This window comes from Pseudovibrio sp. WM33, from assembly GCF_001623165.1.
Lineage (GTDB): Bacteria > Pseudomonadota > Alphaproteobacteria > Rhizobiales > Stappiaceae > Pseudovibrio.
Map to the genome: position 1 here is coordinate 25,755 of NZ_LMCK01000019.1, position 14,077 is coordinate 39,831.

Below are 14,077 nucleotides of genomic sequence, written 5' to 3' on the forward strand. Positions count from 1 at the left end.
CGTGAGTGTCGTACAAGGAAGTAAACTTACATATGAGTACCCAAACACTGCCACTCCGCACCTTTGATGCCCCTTCTGAGGGCATGTCGCCTTCTTCTTTCTACGCACCTTCGGGAGGCTTGCCTCCGCAAACGCAAGTCATGACAGACCGGGCAGTGTTTACTAATGCATATGCCGTTATTCCCAAAGGCGTGATGCGGGACATCGTGACCTCAAATCTGCCTTTCTGGGAAAAAACGCGTGCCTGGATCATTGCCCGGCCACTCTCTGGGTTTGCTGAGACGTTTTCGCAGTACATCATGGAAGTTCAGCCAGATGGAGGCTCCCTTAAACCTGAACCAGACCCTGAAGCGCAGGGCGTGATGTTTGTTGTTCAAGGTGAGATTACGATCACAATGAGCAATGAGGCTTTCACACTTACCGAAGGTGGCTACGCCTATCTGCCTGCTGGAGCCCAATATGAAGTCCGCAACGATAGCTCTCTAGCTGCCACTTTCCATTGGGTTCGAAAGCGCTATGAGGCTGTCGAAGGCATTGCAAAGCCCGACGCCCTGTTTACCCATGAAAAGAATGCTGTGGTTGCTCCCATGCCAGATACCAATGGAGCCTGGACGACGACGCGCTTTGTAGACCCCAGCGATATGCGGCACGACATGCACGTGAACATCGTGAACTTTGAGCCCGGTGGCTGCATACCGTTTGCTGAGACCCACGTGATGGAACATGGCTTGTATGTTTTGGAAGGGAAAGCAGTCTACCGGCTGAATAACGATTGGGTTGAGGTGGAAGCCGGTGACTTTATGTGGCTGCGCGCTTTTTGCCCGCAAGCTTGCTACGCAGGCGGCCCTGGCCGTTTCCGGTACTTGCTTTACAAAGACGTCAATCGACATGCCCAACTTGGCTCGTTTCAGAGGTGATTAGCTATGAGTAATCGAGCCACGACAGAGCAGCGCACAATACGGATTGAGAAGCTTACCTCTGAGGTTTTTATGCCGTTTGGTGAACTGATTGAGACCGGTGGGACATCGCCTATCATAATCAATGAAGGTCGGTGTGAGCGTTTTTCTGATTTGGCTGGCGTAGAGTTTATTGGTGGCTGTGCCGGTGTCAGCCTGTTTCAGGCAGAACTTCGCAGTCTTCCGCACACGCTGACGATGTTGGAGCGCCATCCATTGGGGTCGCAATGCTTCATTCCGATGAACCAATCAGAATATCTTGTCCTAGTCGCCGAAGATGAAGGTGGACGGCCTTCAACACCACGTGCGTTTATGGCGAGTTCAACCCAGTCCATCAATATCAAACGGAACACATGGCACGGCGTTCTGACTCCCATCACCGGGTCAGGACTATTCGCAGTTGTCGACCGGATTGGGGACGGAAATAACCTAGAAGAACACTGGCTGAAGGAGGCCTACCTCATAACGGAATAACACTGTGCGTCATTAGTAGGAGGGGACTAAATGACCAGCAATTCCATCGGGACACCAGAACAACTGCGTGATCCGAACTACACACCTGCCTTACATAAGGCGGTTCCACTTGGCATTCAGCATGTGCTTGCCATGTTCGTCTCAAACGTTACTCCGGCGATCATTATTGCCGGTGCTGCCGGATTTGGATTTGGCTCTGATGCCGGGGCACAAGGCTTTCCGGACATGACATACATGATCCAGATGTCCATGCTGTTTGCCGGAATAGCTACGCTTTTTCAAACAATTGGAATGGGAGCAGTCGGAGCCCGCTTGCCGATTGTGCAGGGTACCAGCTTTGCTTTCATACCCATCATGATCCCACTCGTTGCAGGTAAAGGTGTTGAAGCTTTGCCTGCTCTGTTTGGAGGCGTGCTTATTGGTGGTTTGTTCCATGCCATTCTAGGGATGTTCATTGGCCGCATTCGCTTTGCCTTACCACCACTGGTGACTGGTCTTGTCGTAACCATGATCGGTCTGGCGCTGGTGAAAGTGGGCATTCAGTATGCTGCGGGTGGTGTGCCTGCCATTAGCAAGCCTGAGTATGGAAGTATGCTCAACTGGTCTGCTGCGCTCATTGTAATTCTCGTCACGCTTGGCTTGAAGTTCTATGCCCGCGGGATCTTAGCTGTATCTGCCGTGGTGATTGGCATCCTTGCAGGATACCTTTACGCGATGATGGTCGGCATGGTGACCGTGGACGGTATTGCCACAAGCGTTGGCCGCTCTGCATCTTTCGCCCTGCCGATGCCATTCGCCTACGGCTTTGATTTCAGCCTTGCTGCTGTGGTTGGCTTTTGCCTCATGGCGTTTGTGAGTGCAGTTGAAACTGTTGGCGATGTCTCTGGCATTACCAAAGGCGGTGCAGGACGTGAGGCGACCGACAAGGAGATCCAGGGGGCAACCTACGCTGATGGTTTTGGCACCGCCATAGCCGGTGTTTTTGGTGGTTTGCCGAACACATCCTTCAGCCAGAATGTGGGGTTGATTGCCATGACAGGCGTGATGAGCCGCCACGTGGTGACCATTGGTGCTTTATTCCTCATCGTGTGCGGACTGATACCCAAGGTTGGAGCGATCATTCGCACAATTCCCATCGAGGTGCTCGGCGGAGGTGTGATCGTTATGTTTGGAATGGTGGTTGCCGCTGGCGTCTCCATGCTTTCCGACGTCAACTGGAACCGCCGGAACATGGTGATCTTCGCGATTGCGTTATCAATCGGCCTGGGTTTGCAGCTTGATCCAAAAGCTGTTCAGTATCTGCCTGACACGCTGCGCATTTTGATGACGAGTGGCTTGCTTCCTGCTGCTCTGATCGCGATTGTACTCAATCTTGTATTGCCAGAAGAGCTTACTGCCGAAGCAACGGAAGAAGTTTCAGGCGGCATGGCCTCACAAGAGGATCCACCACTCAAACCAGCAGGCTCCCAAGCCTAAAGAAACTCCCCTCGCCGTTTTGCTATGGCGAGGGGAGCATCTCTTATAGTTTCTGCCATGAACCGCCGTTCTGAGAGCTTTTCACGGCTGTTTCGATGAAGTTCAATCCATCCAGTCCATCAGATACAGTCGGAAGCAGTTTGCTGCACTCAGGTTCTGACTGACCTAAAATGCGCGCAGCCAAAACATCAGCAAACTCGTTATAGATTGTTGCGAAAGCTTCCAGATACCCTTCCGGATGACCACCTGGAATGCGAGAGACTGCATTTGCGGCCTCTATTGCATCAGGTCCGCCGCGTGTGATGCGGTAGCTTGACTTCCCATAGGGTGAGTAAACCAGATGGTTCGGGTCAGCCTGCACCCACTCAACACCGCCTTTGTCTCCATACACACGCAGTCTCAGCCCATTTTCGTTGCCCGGAGCAACCTGAGACGCCCACAGCATTCCTTTGGCACCATTTTCGTAGCGCAGCAGCATCTGCACATCATCATCCAGCACTCTGCCCTCTACGAAGCTTGTCAGCTCCGCCAAAACTTCCGTTGCTTTCATGCCGGATACGAAGGAGGCAAGATTGTAGGCGTGCGTGCCGATATCTCCGATACAGCCGCCTGCTCCGGATCGTTTTGGATCAGTACGCCAGCTGGCTTGCTTTTGGCCTGATTGCTCAATCGGCTCAGTCAGCCAATCTTGCGGATACTCCACTTGAATCAGACGAACTTTCCCGAGTTCACCTGCCTCAATCATAGCTTTCGCCTGCCGGACCATTGGGTAGCCGGTGTAATTATGCGTCAACAGGAACAGCTTGCCAGTTTCCTCAACCAGTTGAACAAGCTTTTCGCTTTCTTCACTCGTCGTTGTCATCGGCTTATCGCAGATGACATGGATACCGGCCTCGAGCATCGCGCGAGCTGCCGGATAGTGCATATGGTTAGGCGTCACAATGGCAACTACATCGACCGGATCATCCCGAAGCGGTTCTTTTTCTGCCATTTCTTCGAAGGAGGTATAGGCACGATCAGATGAGATATAGAGTTCTTCAGCTGACGCTTTTGCCCGCGTTGGATCAGAAGAAAGGGCTCCAGCAACAAGCTCATAGCGATCATCCAAACGCGAAGCGATGCGGTGAACTGCACCGATGAATGCACCCTGACCGCCGCCGATCATTCCCAGACGCAGTCTACGCCCCAGTTTTTTCGGAATATCCAACACTTGTTGTGGCCCAGCAGATTCGACGGTCATTATGCATTCTCCATATTTCTCAGGCACAGATATCGGTTAGCGCAACAGCACCACCTGAACCTGTAGGATCATTAAGTCTGAGATCGGTAATTGCAAATGCTCTTTTGCAAAAATGTTGGTCATTTCAGAGAAACTGTTTCAAAATCCAGGCTGATTTGTTGCTGACTTAAGGGAGAGTTGAAGGTCTTATGCCGAACTCATCAGAGACCACCCGAGCCTATTACGAGAAGAATGCAGAGAGCTTTATCGAGCGCACACTGCATCTGGACATGGAGGAGCACTACCAACGGTTCCTCAAGAGAGTGCCGCCAGGTGGGCGAGTTCTCGATGCGGGATGCGAGTCCGGGCGTGATGCCTATGCTTTCAAGCAGCTTGGCTTTGAAGTAAACGCCTTCGATGCATCTGCTGAAATGGTAAAATCGGCTAGTAAACTGATCGGTATAGATGTCCAGCAAAACACATTTCAGGAATTTATCAGCGAGCAGGTTTACGATGCTATTTGGGCATACGCCTCTTTGCTTCACGTTCCTTATTCTGAACTTCCTCTCACACTCACCAATCTCTGCAATGCCCTCAAGAATGGTGGCACCTTGTTTGCTTCTTTCAAACAGGGAGAAGGAGAAGTGATCCGCGATGACGGGCGTCGCATTTCCATGATGACCGAAGCCCGCTTCAGCAACATCCTGCAGCAGCTCCCGAACCTACAGCTTCGAGATGCCCGAACTACGCTGAGCAACAAACCCTATAGCCCTGACGAAAAGTGGCTCACGATGATTATTGAGAAGGTGGGCTAAAGAGCAAATGGCGGAGAGTGAGGGATTCGAACCCTCGGAACACTTGCGTGCTCAACGGTTTTCGAGACCGCCCCGTTCGACCACTCCGGCAACTCTCCTAATTGATCCTCGTGGTGAGGATTGCGGGACCATATAAAGAAGCTTTCCCTTCGGCAAGCCCTGCGACCGCTATACCGCAGATAACCCACAGCTCACGCGTCATCTCCCAATAAAAAACGCAGTGAGCGAACCCACTGCGTTGAAATGACTGTCCATTTCTGGAGGGTTATGCGGCTTGAACGTTTTCAAGGAAGGCTTTGATCGAGCGGTTAAACTGATCAGCTTCTTCAGAGATGCTGTCTGCCTGATTGTTGATGTCTTCTGCCGTTTTGGTGGAGTTTTCGATAGTGCTGGCAACTTCCCCCATTTCGGACTCACCAATACGAGACTGATCAGAAGCATCGGTCACAGAACGCGCGATTTCACCAACAGTTACAGACTGCTGTTCTACAGCCGCTGCCACTGCTGAAGAGCTGGTGGATAGCTTCTCCATCATGCTCGTCACTTTTTCAATGGAGCCAACGGCATCAGTAGACACCTGCTGGATCGCATGGATCTGCTGCGAGATTTCTTCCGTAGCCGTGGTGGTCTGGTTTGCCAGATGCTTCACCTCAGAGGCCACAACTGCAAAGCCTTTGCCCATCTCGCCAGCACGCGCCGCCTCGATGGTGGCGTTGAGAGCAAGAAGGTTGGTCTGGTCTGCGATATCCTTGATCAAGCTAACAACTTTTCCAATACGGGATGCAGTTTCAGCCAGCTCCTGAATTGTCTTGGACGTGTTGATGACAAGCCCACCGACTTCATCGGCAACGTCTTTGGAGTTCACCGCTTCAGACGCGACTTCCTTAATGGAAAGAGACATTTCCTCGCTGGCAGATGCCACTGTTGCCACTGATGTAGATGCGTGGCTGACCGCATCACCTGCTTTACCAGCTTTATCAGAGACACTTTCGACAGTGACATTCAAAGCGAAGGAGGCTTCATGCAAAGACTGGATCGCGGAATTAAAACCATCGCCTGCAGCCGTTGCTGCTTTTTCAAACTCTCGCACCAGAAGAGCAACTTTCTGCTCACGTTCCTGACGACGCTTGTTGTCTTCATCGCGCTCACCGTTCAGCTGATTTCGCTCAATGGCGTTGGCACGGAAAACTTCCAGAATCTTCGCCATTTTCGCGAACTCATCCCGGCCTTTGGTGCCTTCGATATTGATTGAGACATCCCCTTTTGCCAGAACGCCCATGGCCGTATGCAGGTTCGCCAACGGGCGAGAGATGCGCCATGCAATGTAGCCCGCAATCATCAGGCCGATAATGCCCATAGCGCCAGCTTGCAACAAGAAGCGCTGCATGCTTGCAGCTGATGCCTCATTATGAAGCGCAGTTGCTTCGGATTCACCTGCCGCACCAAAATCATTGAGCTGTTGTGCAGCTGGGATCATCTCGTCCAGTTGTTCCAGAGCGAAGACCATTTCCTCCTGAATGTCAGCATTCAGAGTTTCAATCTGCTCCAGTGTCTCTGTGTAGGTTGCCCAGAGCTCGCTCACTACCTGAGATGTTTCTTCTGGCATTTTCGCTGTTTGAATGACCATGCCAAACTGCTCGATGCGGCTTTTGAAGGTACTCTTTTCAATTTCATACCCGTCAACGCCAATGGTCCATTCCATGGCCTGAAGATCTTTTAGCAAACCAGCGACACGATGTATGTCTTTGCTGACGTTCAGTTTCCGGCGTGCCTTATTAATTTCGAGCTGCATTGTGGAACTAGCCCCCTGAAGGACTGAAATGAGACCTCCATCTGAGCTGGTGCCACGTTCTAGTGTTGCTTCAACCACTGCGCCAAACGTCTCTGAAAACCCGTAGGCATAGCCTTCCAGGTTATCGTAGAGTTCGTCCTCAATGCCTGAGACATTCAGTTCACGTGTTTCTTCTACCAATACAACAACACGCTCACGGGCACCTGCTGCAATGTCAGATGCCTCTGCTTTTGGATGAAGCAAAAACTCACCACCAATTGCGCGCATACGATCCACTGCAGCACTAATCGCCTGAGCATTTTGCATCAGCTGGTTATAGGTCTGCGTATTTTTTTGAAACTCAGCATTCTGGCTGTTCATTTGGGAGAGGGAAATCAGGGCCCCACCCAGCACAAGTATCGGCAACAACCCAAGAGCTGTAACTCTAGTTACGACGGAGTATATCCAGGCGAACTTTGGAATGCGCATTTTATGCTCCCCGCTCGTATGCGGTTTAAATAACTTGATATCAACAATCGCGTGTTTGTTACATGCCCCCGTAGGTGCCTGAAGTTCCTAAAGCACCTGCTCAGAACATGTACAAATCACTTTAACCAGATGTTGGAGTGCGAAGGTTTATCGATCCTTAAACTTGATATCAAATAAAGATTGAAACCTAGTGTTGTAGGTATTCTGACGTAGTATTTTATTGCCACGCCTATACTAAAGATTATAATTAAAACGAAAACATCCTCAGTATTCAAAGATACGTACTCAACTGACTTTGATCTATATCAATCAAAAAGTGTTTTTCTGTCACATTCCCTGAGCGCATTTGTCGGGGTATCGCTAGTGATTCTGAAAGGGGCTTTGCATCTATTGAATGCGCCTTAACCAGTTTGCATACAGATGCCCTCACCAGTTAGCCATAATAAAAACAAAAACAATACTACATATTTACAGTCATTCTTCTCGAAGAAGAAATATATAGTATGCCGATTGCAAATAGTGAACTAAAAACACGATTGTTTACATTATCAAATTAAGTTAGGTTATTTTTCAGATGCAGCATCACTCGCTTTTTGCGGCCAACAAAACTCAAAACGGCCATGAAGGGAATTGATATGCCTAAGTTAACCAACCTGATGTGTGCCTTAATCCTCGCAGGGTCATTTGTTGCCTTGCCAGTCACCTCTCAAGCTCTTGTCAGGACTTTGACGTCAGCAAACACGACGAGTGACTACTGGCTTAACCTGCGCCAGGGACCCTCTACCAGTTACAATGTAGTGAGAGTCTTGAGGCCTGGCTCAACCGTGATGGTCAAATCCTGTCAAAGCGACTGGCGCTGGTGCGCCGTCTCCTACAACGGTGTCGACGGCTATGTGAATGCGCGCTACATCCACAAAGACGGCGTTCACCTTAGTACAGGCCAACACTATAACTTGGTTCCTGTCAGTTACATCACGAACTAGCCTATGGAATCTGCTGAGAAGGATTCGAAAACCAACATATATGAGCCGTCCGGAACACTGCTGGACGGCTCAACTTCAATATGGCGGTTTTGTTTTTCTTTCAGCTACATATCCCCTTTAAATAGAATCGTTGTCTGAATTATTCAGCAAAAGATTGATGTTTCGCTCATTTCTGCTGGAGCCGCGTTTTCTTTCCTCAAACCTATTGCCAGCTCACAGAGTCCTTGCAATCTTGCCCATACTAGGCCTGACTTTCCCTATTCTGAGGAGCTTTAGCTATATCAGCCGCCAGACTAAAGAAGGGGGCTAACTGCGCCTTTGTTGACGAGCGATCGTTCTCCGCAAAGTTCAAATAAAATGCTGAGATTCTGAGTTGACATTCCAGAATGCCTGCGTATATTCCAGCAGCTCATAAATTGCGGGGAAACCCGTGTTTTCGCGCTGTCCGAGGCAAGACATCGAAACCGCCTTCTGGTTTTTTCCAGAGTTTGCGGTCGATCTCCCCGAAAGGGGACGTTCCTAGAGCATAAAGGAAACGGTCGACAAAGTTCGCAGTTTGCTGCGACGCCAAAGGGTGCGCTTAGATAAGAAGGACATGCGCATGTTCGCAGTCATCAAAACAGGCGGTAAACAGTACACTGTTGCTGCTGACGATCTTCTGAAGATCGAAAAAGTTTCTGCCGAAGCTGGTGAAACAGTAACTTTTGACGAAGTTCTCATGGTTGGTTCAGATGCTGAAACCACTATTGGTGCACCAACCGTTGAAGGCGCTTCTGTTGTAGCTGAGGTTGTTGAGCAGGGTCGTGATCGTAAGATCATCATCTTCAAAAAACGTCGTCGTCAGAACTCCCGTCGTCGTAATGGTCATCGTCAGGCTTTCACTACTGTGAAAATCACCGACATCCTGACCAGTGGCGCTAAGCCAGCTAAAAAAGCCGCCGCTCCTAAGAAAGCTGCTGCTGCACCAGCTGCTGAAGGTTCCGACGATCTGAAAAAATTGCAGGGTCTTGGCCCAGCAATTGAGAAAAAGCTGAATGCTGCAGGTATCTCTACCTACGCACAAATCGCAGCTCTTTCTGCTGAAGACATCGCCCGCGTTGAAGAAGAAACTGGCACTAAAGGCCGCTTCGAACGTGATAACTGGGTTGCACAGGCTAAGGAACTCGCAGCGAAGTAATTCGCGCAAGTTTCTGTCCTAGAGATTAAACGAGGAGTACTTCGTTATGGCTCATAAAAAAGCTGGCGGTTCATCCCGCAACGGTCGCGACTCAGCTGGTCGTCGCCTTGGTATCAAGAAGTTCGGCGGCGAAGCCGTGATTCCTGGCAACATCATTGCACGTCAGCGTGGCACTAAGTGGCACCCAGGCGCAGGTGTTGGCATTGGTAAAGACCATACCATTTTTGCGACCGTCGAAGGCAAAGTTGCATTCGAAGAAAAACGCAATGGCCGAACATTTATTAATGTGATGCCGGTGGCACTCGCCGCCGAGTAACGCTGACGTGATAATCCAAATCGTCGGCGTCTCATCAGACCCCGACGGATTTGGAAAAATCCGGTTCAGATCGAAAGATCAGAAAAAGGGGAGATGGGACGCCATCTTTCCTTTTTCTTTGTCCAGTGGGATGGGCAGTAGACCGGAGTTAAAACCATGGTAGTTGAATACGAAGAAATCCCAGAAGAAAGCAGTTGCATTGCGGCCGGGTCGCCGCAGGACACCGCGCGTCTTGTCATCGACCGAGCGCGCAAGGATGATTTGGCTGACATCCTGTTTTTAGCCAACAACCGTCGGATCGCTGAGAAACTGACGAACATGCCTCATCCCTTCACGTATGAAGACGCTAAAGCGCTCGTGAAACGGTGTGATGTGCAGTTGCCATCTCAGGCGACGTTCGCGATCCGCATGAAGAACACTGGCCGTATTATTGGCGCTATCGGTTTCAACCCGCTTGCCGAAGACTTTGGTGCTGTGCACCTGGGTTATTGGGTGGGCGAGCCATTCTGGAACCAGGGATATGCGACAGAAGCTGTTCAGTCTGTTATCGAATTCGCGTTTGCTAATGGTGTTAAGGAGCTCTCCGCTTCTTGTCGCGTGAGCAATCCTGCCTCGCACCGCGTGCTGACCAAGTGCGGCTTTAAGCAGGACGGAACGACAAAGCTGCATTCTCTCGGCGCTATGGCCGTGGTGGATGCCACACGCTTTACACTGACCCGCAGCCAATGGATCGCGAATACGCGATGGGGCTCTGCTGGTTAAGTGATGCCAGATCAGCAGGTTGCAATGACAGCAACCTGCTTTCGGCAGCGTGATTGTTGTTTGGCTGTGACGGCTTACCCTCAACCACACAAAACCAGCAGGCTTTTACCTGATCCTGATGCAGTCGCTCTGTCTGCAATCCAGGTCATCGAGGCCATGCTGCGTTTTACCCTCACTTACCTACTCCAACGAACGATTAGAGAAACATGAGTTTGATTTACAAGGCCTTTTACAATGCTCACCACAACTATAGATACCCAAAGGCTGCAACTGCGCCCATTCCAATCTGACGATCTCCCTCGCTTTTGGGAGATCGGACCTTCTAACTATGAAATAGCACGCTGGCTCACCGGGTTAACGTGGCCTCCAACCATGATGGAAGCCGAAGCCTTTGTGGAACAGGCGTGCCTTGCAAATGCTAAAACGGACTCATTTCCGTTTGCCATCGACTGTAACGGACAGCTTATAGGCGGCGTTGAAGTCCAAAAATCCGGTGATCTCAAAGAGTTCCCGGAACTACCAACCATTGGCTATTGGCTTTCCGAAGCCGCACATGGCCAAGGGTATATCACTGAAGCATGTGTTGCTGCGCTGCATTGGGGCTTTGCGCGCGCTGCATGTGACACCTTCGCCGCTCGTGTGTTTGCGACGAACTATCCTTCACAGAAGGTATTGAAAAAGCTAGGCTTTGAGCCTGCTGGTGTTTGCCTTCGGTACTCTAAACCTTTGCAACAAGACGTTGAGAATATCATCATGCATCTGCCGCGGGATCGGTTTGAGGCGTTGCATGGTGATGCGCATGTGATGATGGGAGCAGCACTATGACCACTTTTCCTCGCTTAAGAACGACCAGTCTGACACTTCGGGAGTGGAGAGAAACGGATGCACCTCGCGCGCTAAAACTCTTTCAAAATCAGAATATTACACGCATGCTAACCTCCAAGCCACATCCCTTTACAAAGGCAAATGCCGAAGCCTTTTTGCATAAAGTTATGCCTCACAATCTGAATGAAGTTTTGAATTGGGCAGTCGAGCTTAAAGGAGAAGTGGTTGGTGGTATTGGTGCCGGGCCGCTTGATAAAACACCAGACATGGGTTGGTGGCTTGCTGAAGAACATTGGCAAAAAGGCATTATGTTTGAGGCCGCTAGCGAAGCCTTGCGCTACCTTCTTCTTGAACGCGAACTCCCCAAAATCATTGCGGATGCATTCAGCGATAACAAGGGATCGCAAGCGCTGATGCGCAAGCTTGGTTTTGTTAATACCGGGCAAGGAATGGGGAGCAGTCTAGCTCGTCTGGCTGGCACTTATCCTACAGAAGAGTTCGCCATATCCCCGCTTGATTTCATCGCAGCACAACAGCTCAGAGTGCAGGAGGCAGCACAATGACCACTTTTCCTCGTTTGAGAACGACCAGCTTGGCACTGCGGGAGTGGAGAGAGACGGATGCGCCTCGCATTCTTAAATTGCTGCAAAATCAGAATGTTACGCGTATGCTGGCGAGTGCTCCGTATCCTTATACCAAAGCGGATGCTGAGGTCTTTCTGCAAAGGTTTATGCCCAGAGACCTTGGCCATGGAGTGAACTGGGCCGTTGAGCTGCAGGGGGAAGTGGTTGGTGGCGTTGGTGCTGGCCACCTTTCCAGAAAACCTGAACTCGCCTTTTGGCTTGCAGAAGAGCATTGGAAAAAAGGCATTATGTATGAGGCAGTTAGTGAGGTTCTCCGTTACTTGCTGCTGGAACGTGAGCTGCCTTCCATCTTTGCCGATGCCTTTAGCGACAATGCGGGATCTCAGGCACTAATCCGAAAACTTGGGTTTGTTCATACCGGACAGAATGAGGGACGAAGTCGTGCACGCCTCGCGGGCAATTATCCGACAGAAGAGTTCCTCATATCCCCGCTTGATTTCATCAGTGCACAGCAGTCCAGAGCGCAGGAGGCAGCGCATTGATTTTTCCGGAATTACAAACCAACCGTTTGATTTTAAGAGCACTTCAGCCGGATGATTATCCTCGGCTGCGGTTCCTGTTTTCTGATTTTGATGTGGCGCGGATGACTGCCAGCTTTCCGCATCCGATCACTAATGAGTGGGCGCATGAGTTTATCACTCGTAGTCATTCTAATGATCTGAATTCGGATGTGGTTTGGGCGATTGATAATGGTACCGGCTTCATCGGGTCCATTGGTGCACACCGGATCGGCAAATCTGCTTCTTTGGGCTATGCGCTTGGAAAATACTACTGGCGGCGGGGTTATATGAGTGAAGCCGTGCAAGCCGTTGTAAACTATCTACAAAATGAGCGTTGCGTTGAGAACGTTGATGCGTGCGTTTTTTTGGAGAATCCTGCGTCATTCCGCGTTCTTATGAAGAACGGCTTCGTTCCAACCTCTGTCTGCACGCATTCCTGCGCTTCCAGAGAGTCCGACGAAATTGAGACCCAAAATTTCGAACTCAAGCTGGCACAGTCTGCTGAGCAACCACAGCTTGCCGTGGCGGGGATAAGATAGGATGGCTTTTCCAGAGCTGAAAACAGACCGTCTTCGATTGCGCATGCTTGAAGACGGTGATCTGGATCGCCTTGTCCAGCTGGCGAACTCTTATGCGATTGCGAGCATGCTCTCTGGCATGCCGCATCCGTTTACAGAAGAGACTGGCAGGTTCTACATCCATCGCGGCAAAACCAATGATCCTGCCAGTGTTGTGTTATGGGCCATTGATGATGGAACTGGCCTTGTCGGTTGCATCTGGTCAAAGTTTGAGGATGTAACTAGCTGGACCGGTTATTGGATGGGTGAGCCTTATTGGGGGCGTGGCTACATGAGCGAAGCGCTGCGCACAGTTCTGCGTTTCGGATTTGAGCGGCGCTTTGTGACGAGCTTTGAGGCTGGTGTGTTTGCCGACAATCCCGCCGCCTCTCACTTGTTGGATAAAATGGGCTTCAGCAAAGTTGGCGAAGAAACTATCCCCTCTAAAGGACGCGGTGATATCATGGTTCCACATCTCCGGCTTGCATTGCCCAAAGCCGATTTTGTGGACCTAGCAGAAGCGGAAGGTTGAGGGCCATGACAACCCAAAGCACCTTTCCTGTTCTACGCAGCGAGCGACTAGTATTGCGCGAGATGCGATCTGAGGACTTGGAGAGGCTTTGTGCGTACTTGGGGGATTTTGAGGTCTCCAAGTCGCTGAGCAGTCAACCGCATCCGTTTTTGGAAGCGGATGGGCGGGATTATATTGAGCAGGCGCTTGCCAACAACACAGCTGAGAATGTGACCTGGGCAATTGAGCTTGATGGGCAGTTTTGTGGTGGTTTTAAAGCGAAGGAGTTGCATGGAGCTGCGAGCGTTGGCTACTGGCTTGGGCGCGAGCATTGGGGCAAAGGGCTGATGAGTGAGGCTTTGCGTGTTGTTCTTGATTATCTGTTTGAAGCGCGGGCGCTGCATGTGGTGCGGACCGGCGTGTTCAAGGAGAACCCGGCCTCCATGCGGGTGCTGACCAAGATGGGTTTCAAGATTACTGGTGAGGCTAAACACGCCTGCCGTGCGCGGGACAATGTGGAATTTGATGAGACCCAGCTTCAGATAACCCGAAATGACTTTCTTCGACTGACTAATTCAGACGTGAATTCGTGAGTATTCAAG

Annotated in this window: 16 protein-coding genes and 1 tRNA gene; 14 read left to right on the forward strand and 3 right to left on the reverse strand. The window is 50.6% G+C overall.

The features are described from left to right. Positions 1–83: 83 nt before the first annotated feature. From PsWM33_RS04985 to PsWM33_RS04995, 3 genes are read left to right on the forward strand one after another with little or no spacing between them, the layout of a single operon-like run. Entirely contained in the window at positions 84–917 is an 834-nt protein-coding gene (locus tag PsWM33_RS04985; protein WP_063299483.1) for a bifunctional allantoicase/(S)-ureidoglycine aminohydrolase, read from the forward strand. 6 nt (positions 918–923) lie between these two features. Beyond that, positions 924–1,430: an ureidoglycolate lyase gene (locus tag PsWM33_RS04990; protein ID WP_063299438.1), complete on the forward strand. Its 507-nt coding sequence runs from the start codon at positions 924–926 to the stop codon at positions 1,428–1,430. 30 nt (positions 1,431–1,460) lie between these two features. After that, positions 1,461–2,906: a uracil-xanthine permease family protein gene (locus PsWM33_RS04995; RefSeq protein ID WP_063299439.1), complete on the forward strand. Its 1,446-nt coding sequence runs from the start codon at positions 1,461–1,463 to the stop codon at positions 2,904–2,906. A gap of 43 nt (positions 2,907–2,949) precedes the next feature. Here PsWM33_RS04995 and PsWM33_RS05000 read toward each other — a convergent pair whose 3' ends face one another. Beyond that, positions 2,950–4,146 (reverse strand): Gfo/Idh/MocA family protein, encoded by a 1,197-nt coding sequence (locus PsWM33_RS05000; protein WP_063299440.1) that lies wholly within the window; start codon positions 4,144–4,146, stop codon positions 2,950–2,952. A 188-nt stretch (positions 4,147–4,334) separates the two neighbouring features. Between PsWM33_RS05000 and PsWM33_RS05005 the strand changes: the two genes are divergently transcribed. Next, a complete protein-coding gene (locus PsWM33_RS05005; RefSeq protein WP_208994400.1) occupies positions 4,335–4,940 on the forward strand; it encodes a class I SAM-dependent methyltransferase in 606 nt (201 codons plus the stop codon). An 8-nt stretch (positions 4,941–4,948) separates the two neighbouring features. Here the strand turns inward: PsWM33_RS05005 and PsWM33_RS05010 are convergent. Both PsWM33_RS05010 and PsWM33_RS05015 read right to left on the reverse strand, forming a co-directional pair. Continuing rightward, positions 4,949–5,038, reverse strand: a tRNA-Ser gene (locus PsWM33_RS05010). Positions 5,039–5,205: 167 nt separating this feature from the next. Further along, positions 5,206–7,200: a methyl-accepting chemotaxis protein gene (locus PsWM33_RS05015; protein WP_208994401.1), complete on the reverse strand. Its 1,995-nt coding sequence runs from the start codon at positions 7,198–7,200 to the stop codon at positions 5,206–5,208. Positions 7,201–7,835: 635 nt separating this feature from the next. Between PsWM33_RS05015 and PsWM33_RS05020 the strand changes: the two genes are divergently transcribed. The 10 genes from PsWM33_RS05020 to PsWM33_RS05065 all read left to right on the forward strand — a co-directional run bounded on the left by PsWM33_RS05020 (position 7,836) and on the right by PsWM33_RS05065 (position 14,068). Continuing rightward, the gene (locus PsWM33_RS05020) at positions 7,836–8,183 is read left to right on the forward strand and encodes an SH3 domain-containing protein (RefSeq protein WP_193778364.1); all 348 of its coding nucleotides are present in this window, start codon (positions 7,836–7,838) and stop codon (positions 8,181–8,183) included. 601 nt (positions 8,184–8,784) lie between these two features. Beyond that, positions 8,785–9,360, forward strand: coding sequence for a 50S ribosomal protein L21 (rplU, locus tag PsWM33_RS05025; RefSeq protein ID WP_057461735.1), 576 nt, complete (start codon positions 8,785–8,787; stop codon positions 9,358–9,360). Positions 9,361–9,406: 46 nt separating this feature from the next. Beyond that, entirely contained in the window at positions 9,407–9,676 is a 270-nt protein-coding gene (gene rpmA, locus PsWM33_RS05030; protein ID WP_057461576.1) for a 50S ribosomal protein L27, read from the forward strand. Positions 9,677–9,832: 156 nt separating this feature from the next. Further along, positions 9,833–10,438: a GNAT family N-acetyltransferase gene (locus tag PsWM33_RS05035; RefSeq protein ID WP_063294927.1), complete on the forward strand. Its 606-nt coding sequence runs from the start codon at positions 9,833–9,835 to the stop codon at positions 10,436–10,438. Between the two features lie 234 nt (positions 10,439–10,672). After that, a complete protein-coding gene (locus PsWM33_RS05040; RefSeq protein WP_082826886.1) occupies positions 10,673–11,263 on the forward strand; it encodes a GNAT family N-acetyltransferase in 591 nt (196 codons plus the stop codon). After that, complete coding sequence (locus PsWM33_RS05045; protein ID WP_063299442.1) at positions 11,260–11,826, forward strand: GNAT family N-acetyltransferase; 567 nt, start codon at positions 11,260–11,262, stop codon at positions 11,824–11,826. Before PsWM33_RS05040 ends, PsWM33_RS05045 begins: the two co-directional genes overlap by 4 nt. Then, positions 11,823–12,389 (forward strand): GNAT family N-acetyltransferase, encoded by a 567-nt coding sequence (locus tag PsWM33_RS05050; protein ID WP_063299443.1) that lies wholly within the window; start codon positions 11,823–11,825, stop codon positions 12,387–12,389. Before PsWM33_RS05045 ends, PsWM33_RS05050 begins: the two co-directional genes overlap by 4 nt. Next, positions 12,386–12,946: a GNAT family N-acetyltransferase gene (locus tag PsWM33_RS05055; RefSeq protein WP_063299444.1), complete on the forward strand. Its 561-nt coding sequence runs from the start codon at positions 12,386–12,388 to the stop codon at positions 12,944–12,946. Before PsWM33_RS05050 ends, PsWM33_RS05055 begins: the two co-directional genes overlap by 4 nt. 1 nt (position 12,947) lies before the next feature. Beyond that, positions 12,948–13,496: a GNAT family N-acetyltransferase gene (locus tag PsWM33_RS05060; protein WP_063299445.1), complete on the forward strand. Its 549-nt coding sequence runs from the start codon at positions 12,948–12,950 to the stop codon at positions 13,494–13,496. A 5-nt stretch (positions 13,497–13,501) separates the two neighbouring features. Next, a complete protein-coding gene (locus PsWM33_RS05065) occupies positions 13,502–14,068 on the forward strand; it encodes a GNAT family N-acetyltransferase (protein WP_063299446.1) in 567 nt (188 codons plus the stop codon). The last annotated feature ends 9 nt before the right edge of the window (positions 14,069–14,077 follow it).

Coding starts and splice junctions, on each gene's coding strand:
- PsWM33_RS04985 (WP_063299483.1), top strand. CDS start 84: ATGTCGCCTTCTTCTTTCTACGCACCTTCGGGAGGCTTGCCTCCGCAA.
- PsWM33_RS04990 (WP_063299438.1), top strand. CDS start 924: ATGAGTAATCGAGCCACGACAGAGCAGCGCACAATACGGATTGAGAAG.
- PsWM33_RS04995 (WP_063299439.1), top strand. CDS start 1,461: ATGACCAGCAATTCCATCGGGACACCAGAACAACTGCGTGATCCGAAC.
- PsWM33_RS05000 (WP_063299440.1), bottom strand. CDS start 4,146: ATGACCGTCGAATCTGCTGGGCCACAACAAGTGTTGGATATTCCGAAA.
- PsWM33_RS05005 (WP_208994400.1), top strand. CDS start 4,335: ATGCCGAACTCATCAGAGACCACCCGAGCCTATTACGAGAAGAATGCA.
- PsWM33_RS05015 (WP_208994401.1), bottom strand. CDS start 7,200: ATGCGCATTCCAAAGTTCGCCTGGATATACTCCGTCGTAACTAGAGTT.
- PsWM33_RS05020 (WP_193778364.1), top strand. CDS start 7,836: ATGCCTAAGTTAACCAACCTGATGTGTGCCTTAATCCTCGCAGGGTCA.
- rplU (WP_057461735.1), top strand. CDS start 8,785: ATGTTCGCAGTCATCAAAACAGGCGGTAAACAGTACACTGTTGCTGCT.
- rpmA (WP_057461576.1), top strand. CDS start 9,407: ATGGCTCATAAAAAAGCTGGCGGTTCATCCCGCAACGGTCGCGACTCA.
- PsWM33_RS05035 (WP_063294927.1), top strand. CDS start 9,833: ATGGTAGTTGAATACGAAGAAATCCCAGAAGAAAGCAGTTGCATTGCG.
- PsWM33_RS05040 (WP_082826886.1), top strand. CDS start 10,673: ATGCTCACCACAACTATAGATACCCAAAGGCTGCAACTGCGCCCATTC.
- PsWM33_RS05045 (WP_063299442.1), top strand. CDS start 11,260: ATGACCACTTTTCCTCGCTTAAGAACGACCAGTCTGACACTTCGGGAG.
- PsWM33_RS05050 (WP_063299443.1), top strand. CDS start 11,823: ATGACCACTTTTCCTCGTTTGAGAACGACCAGCTTGGCACTGCGGGAG.
- PsWM33_RS05060 (WP_063299445.1), top strand. CDS start 12,948: ATGGCTTTTCCAGAGCTGAAAACAGACCGTCTTCGATTGCGCATGCTT.
- PsWM33_RS05065 (WP_063299446.1), top strand. CDS start 13,502: ATGACAACCCAAAGCACCTTTCCTGTTCTACGCAGCGAGCGACTAGTA.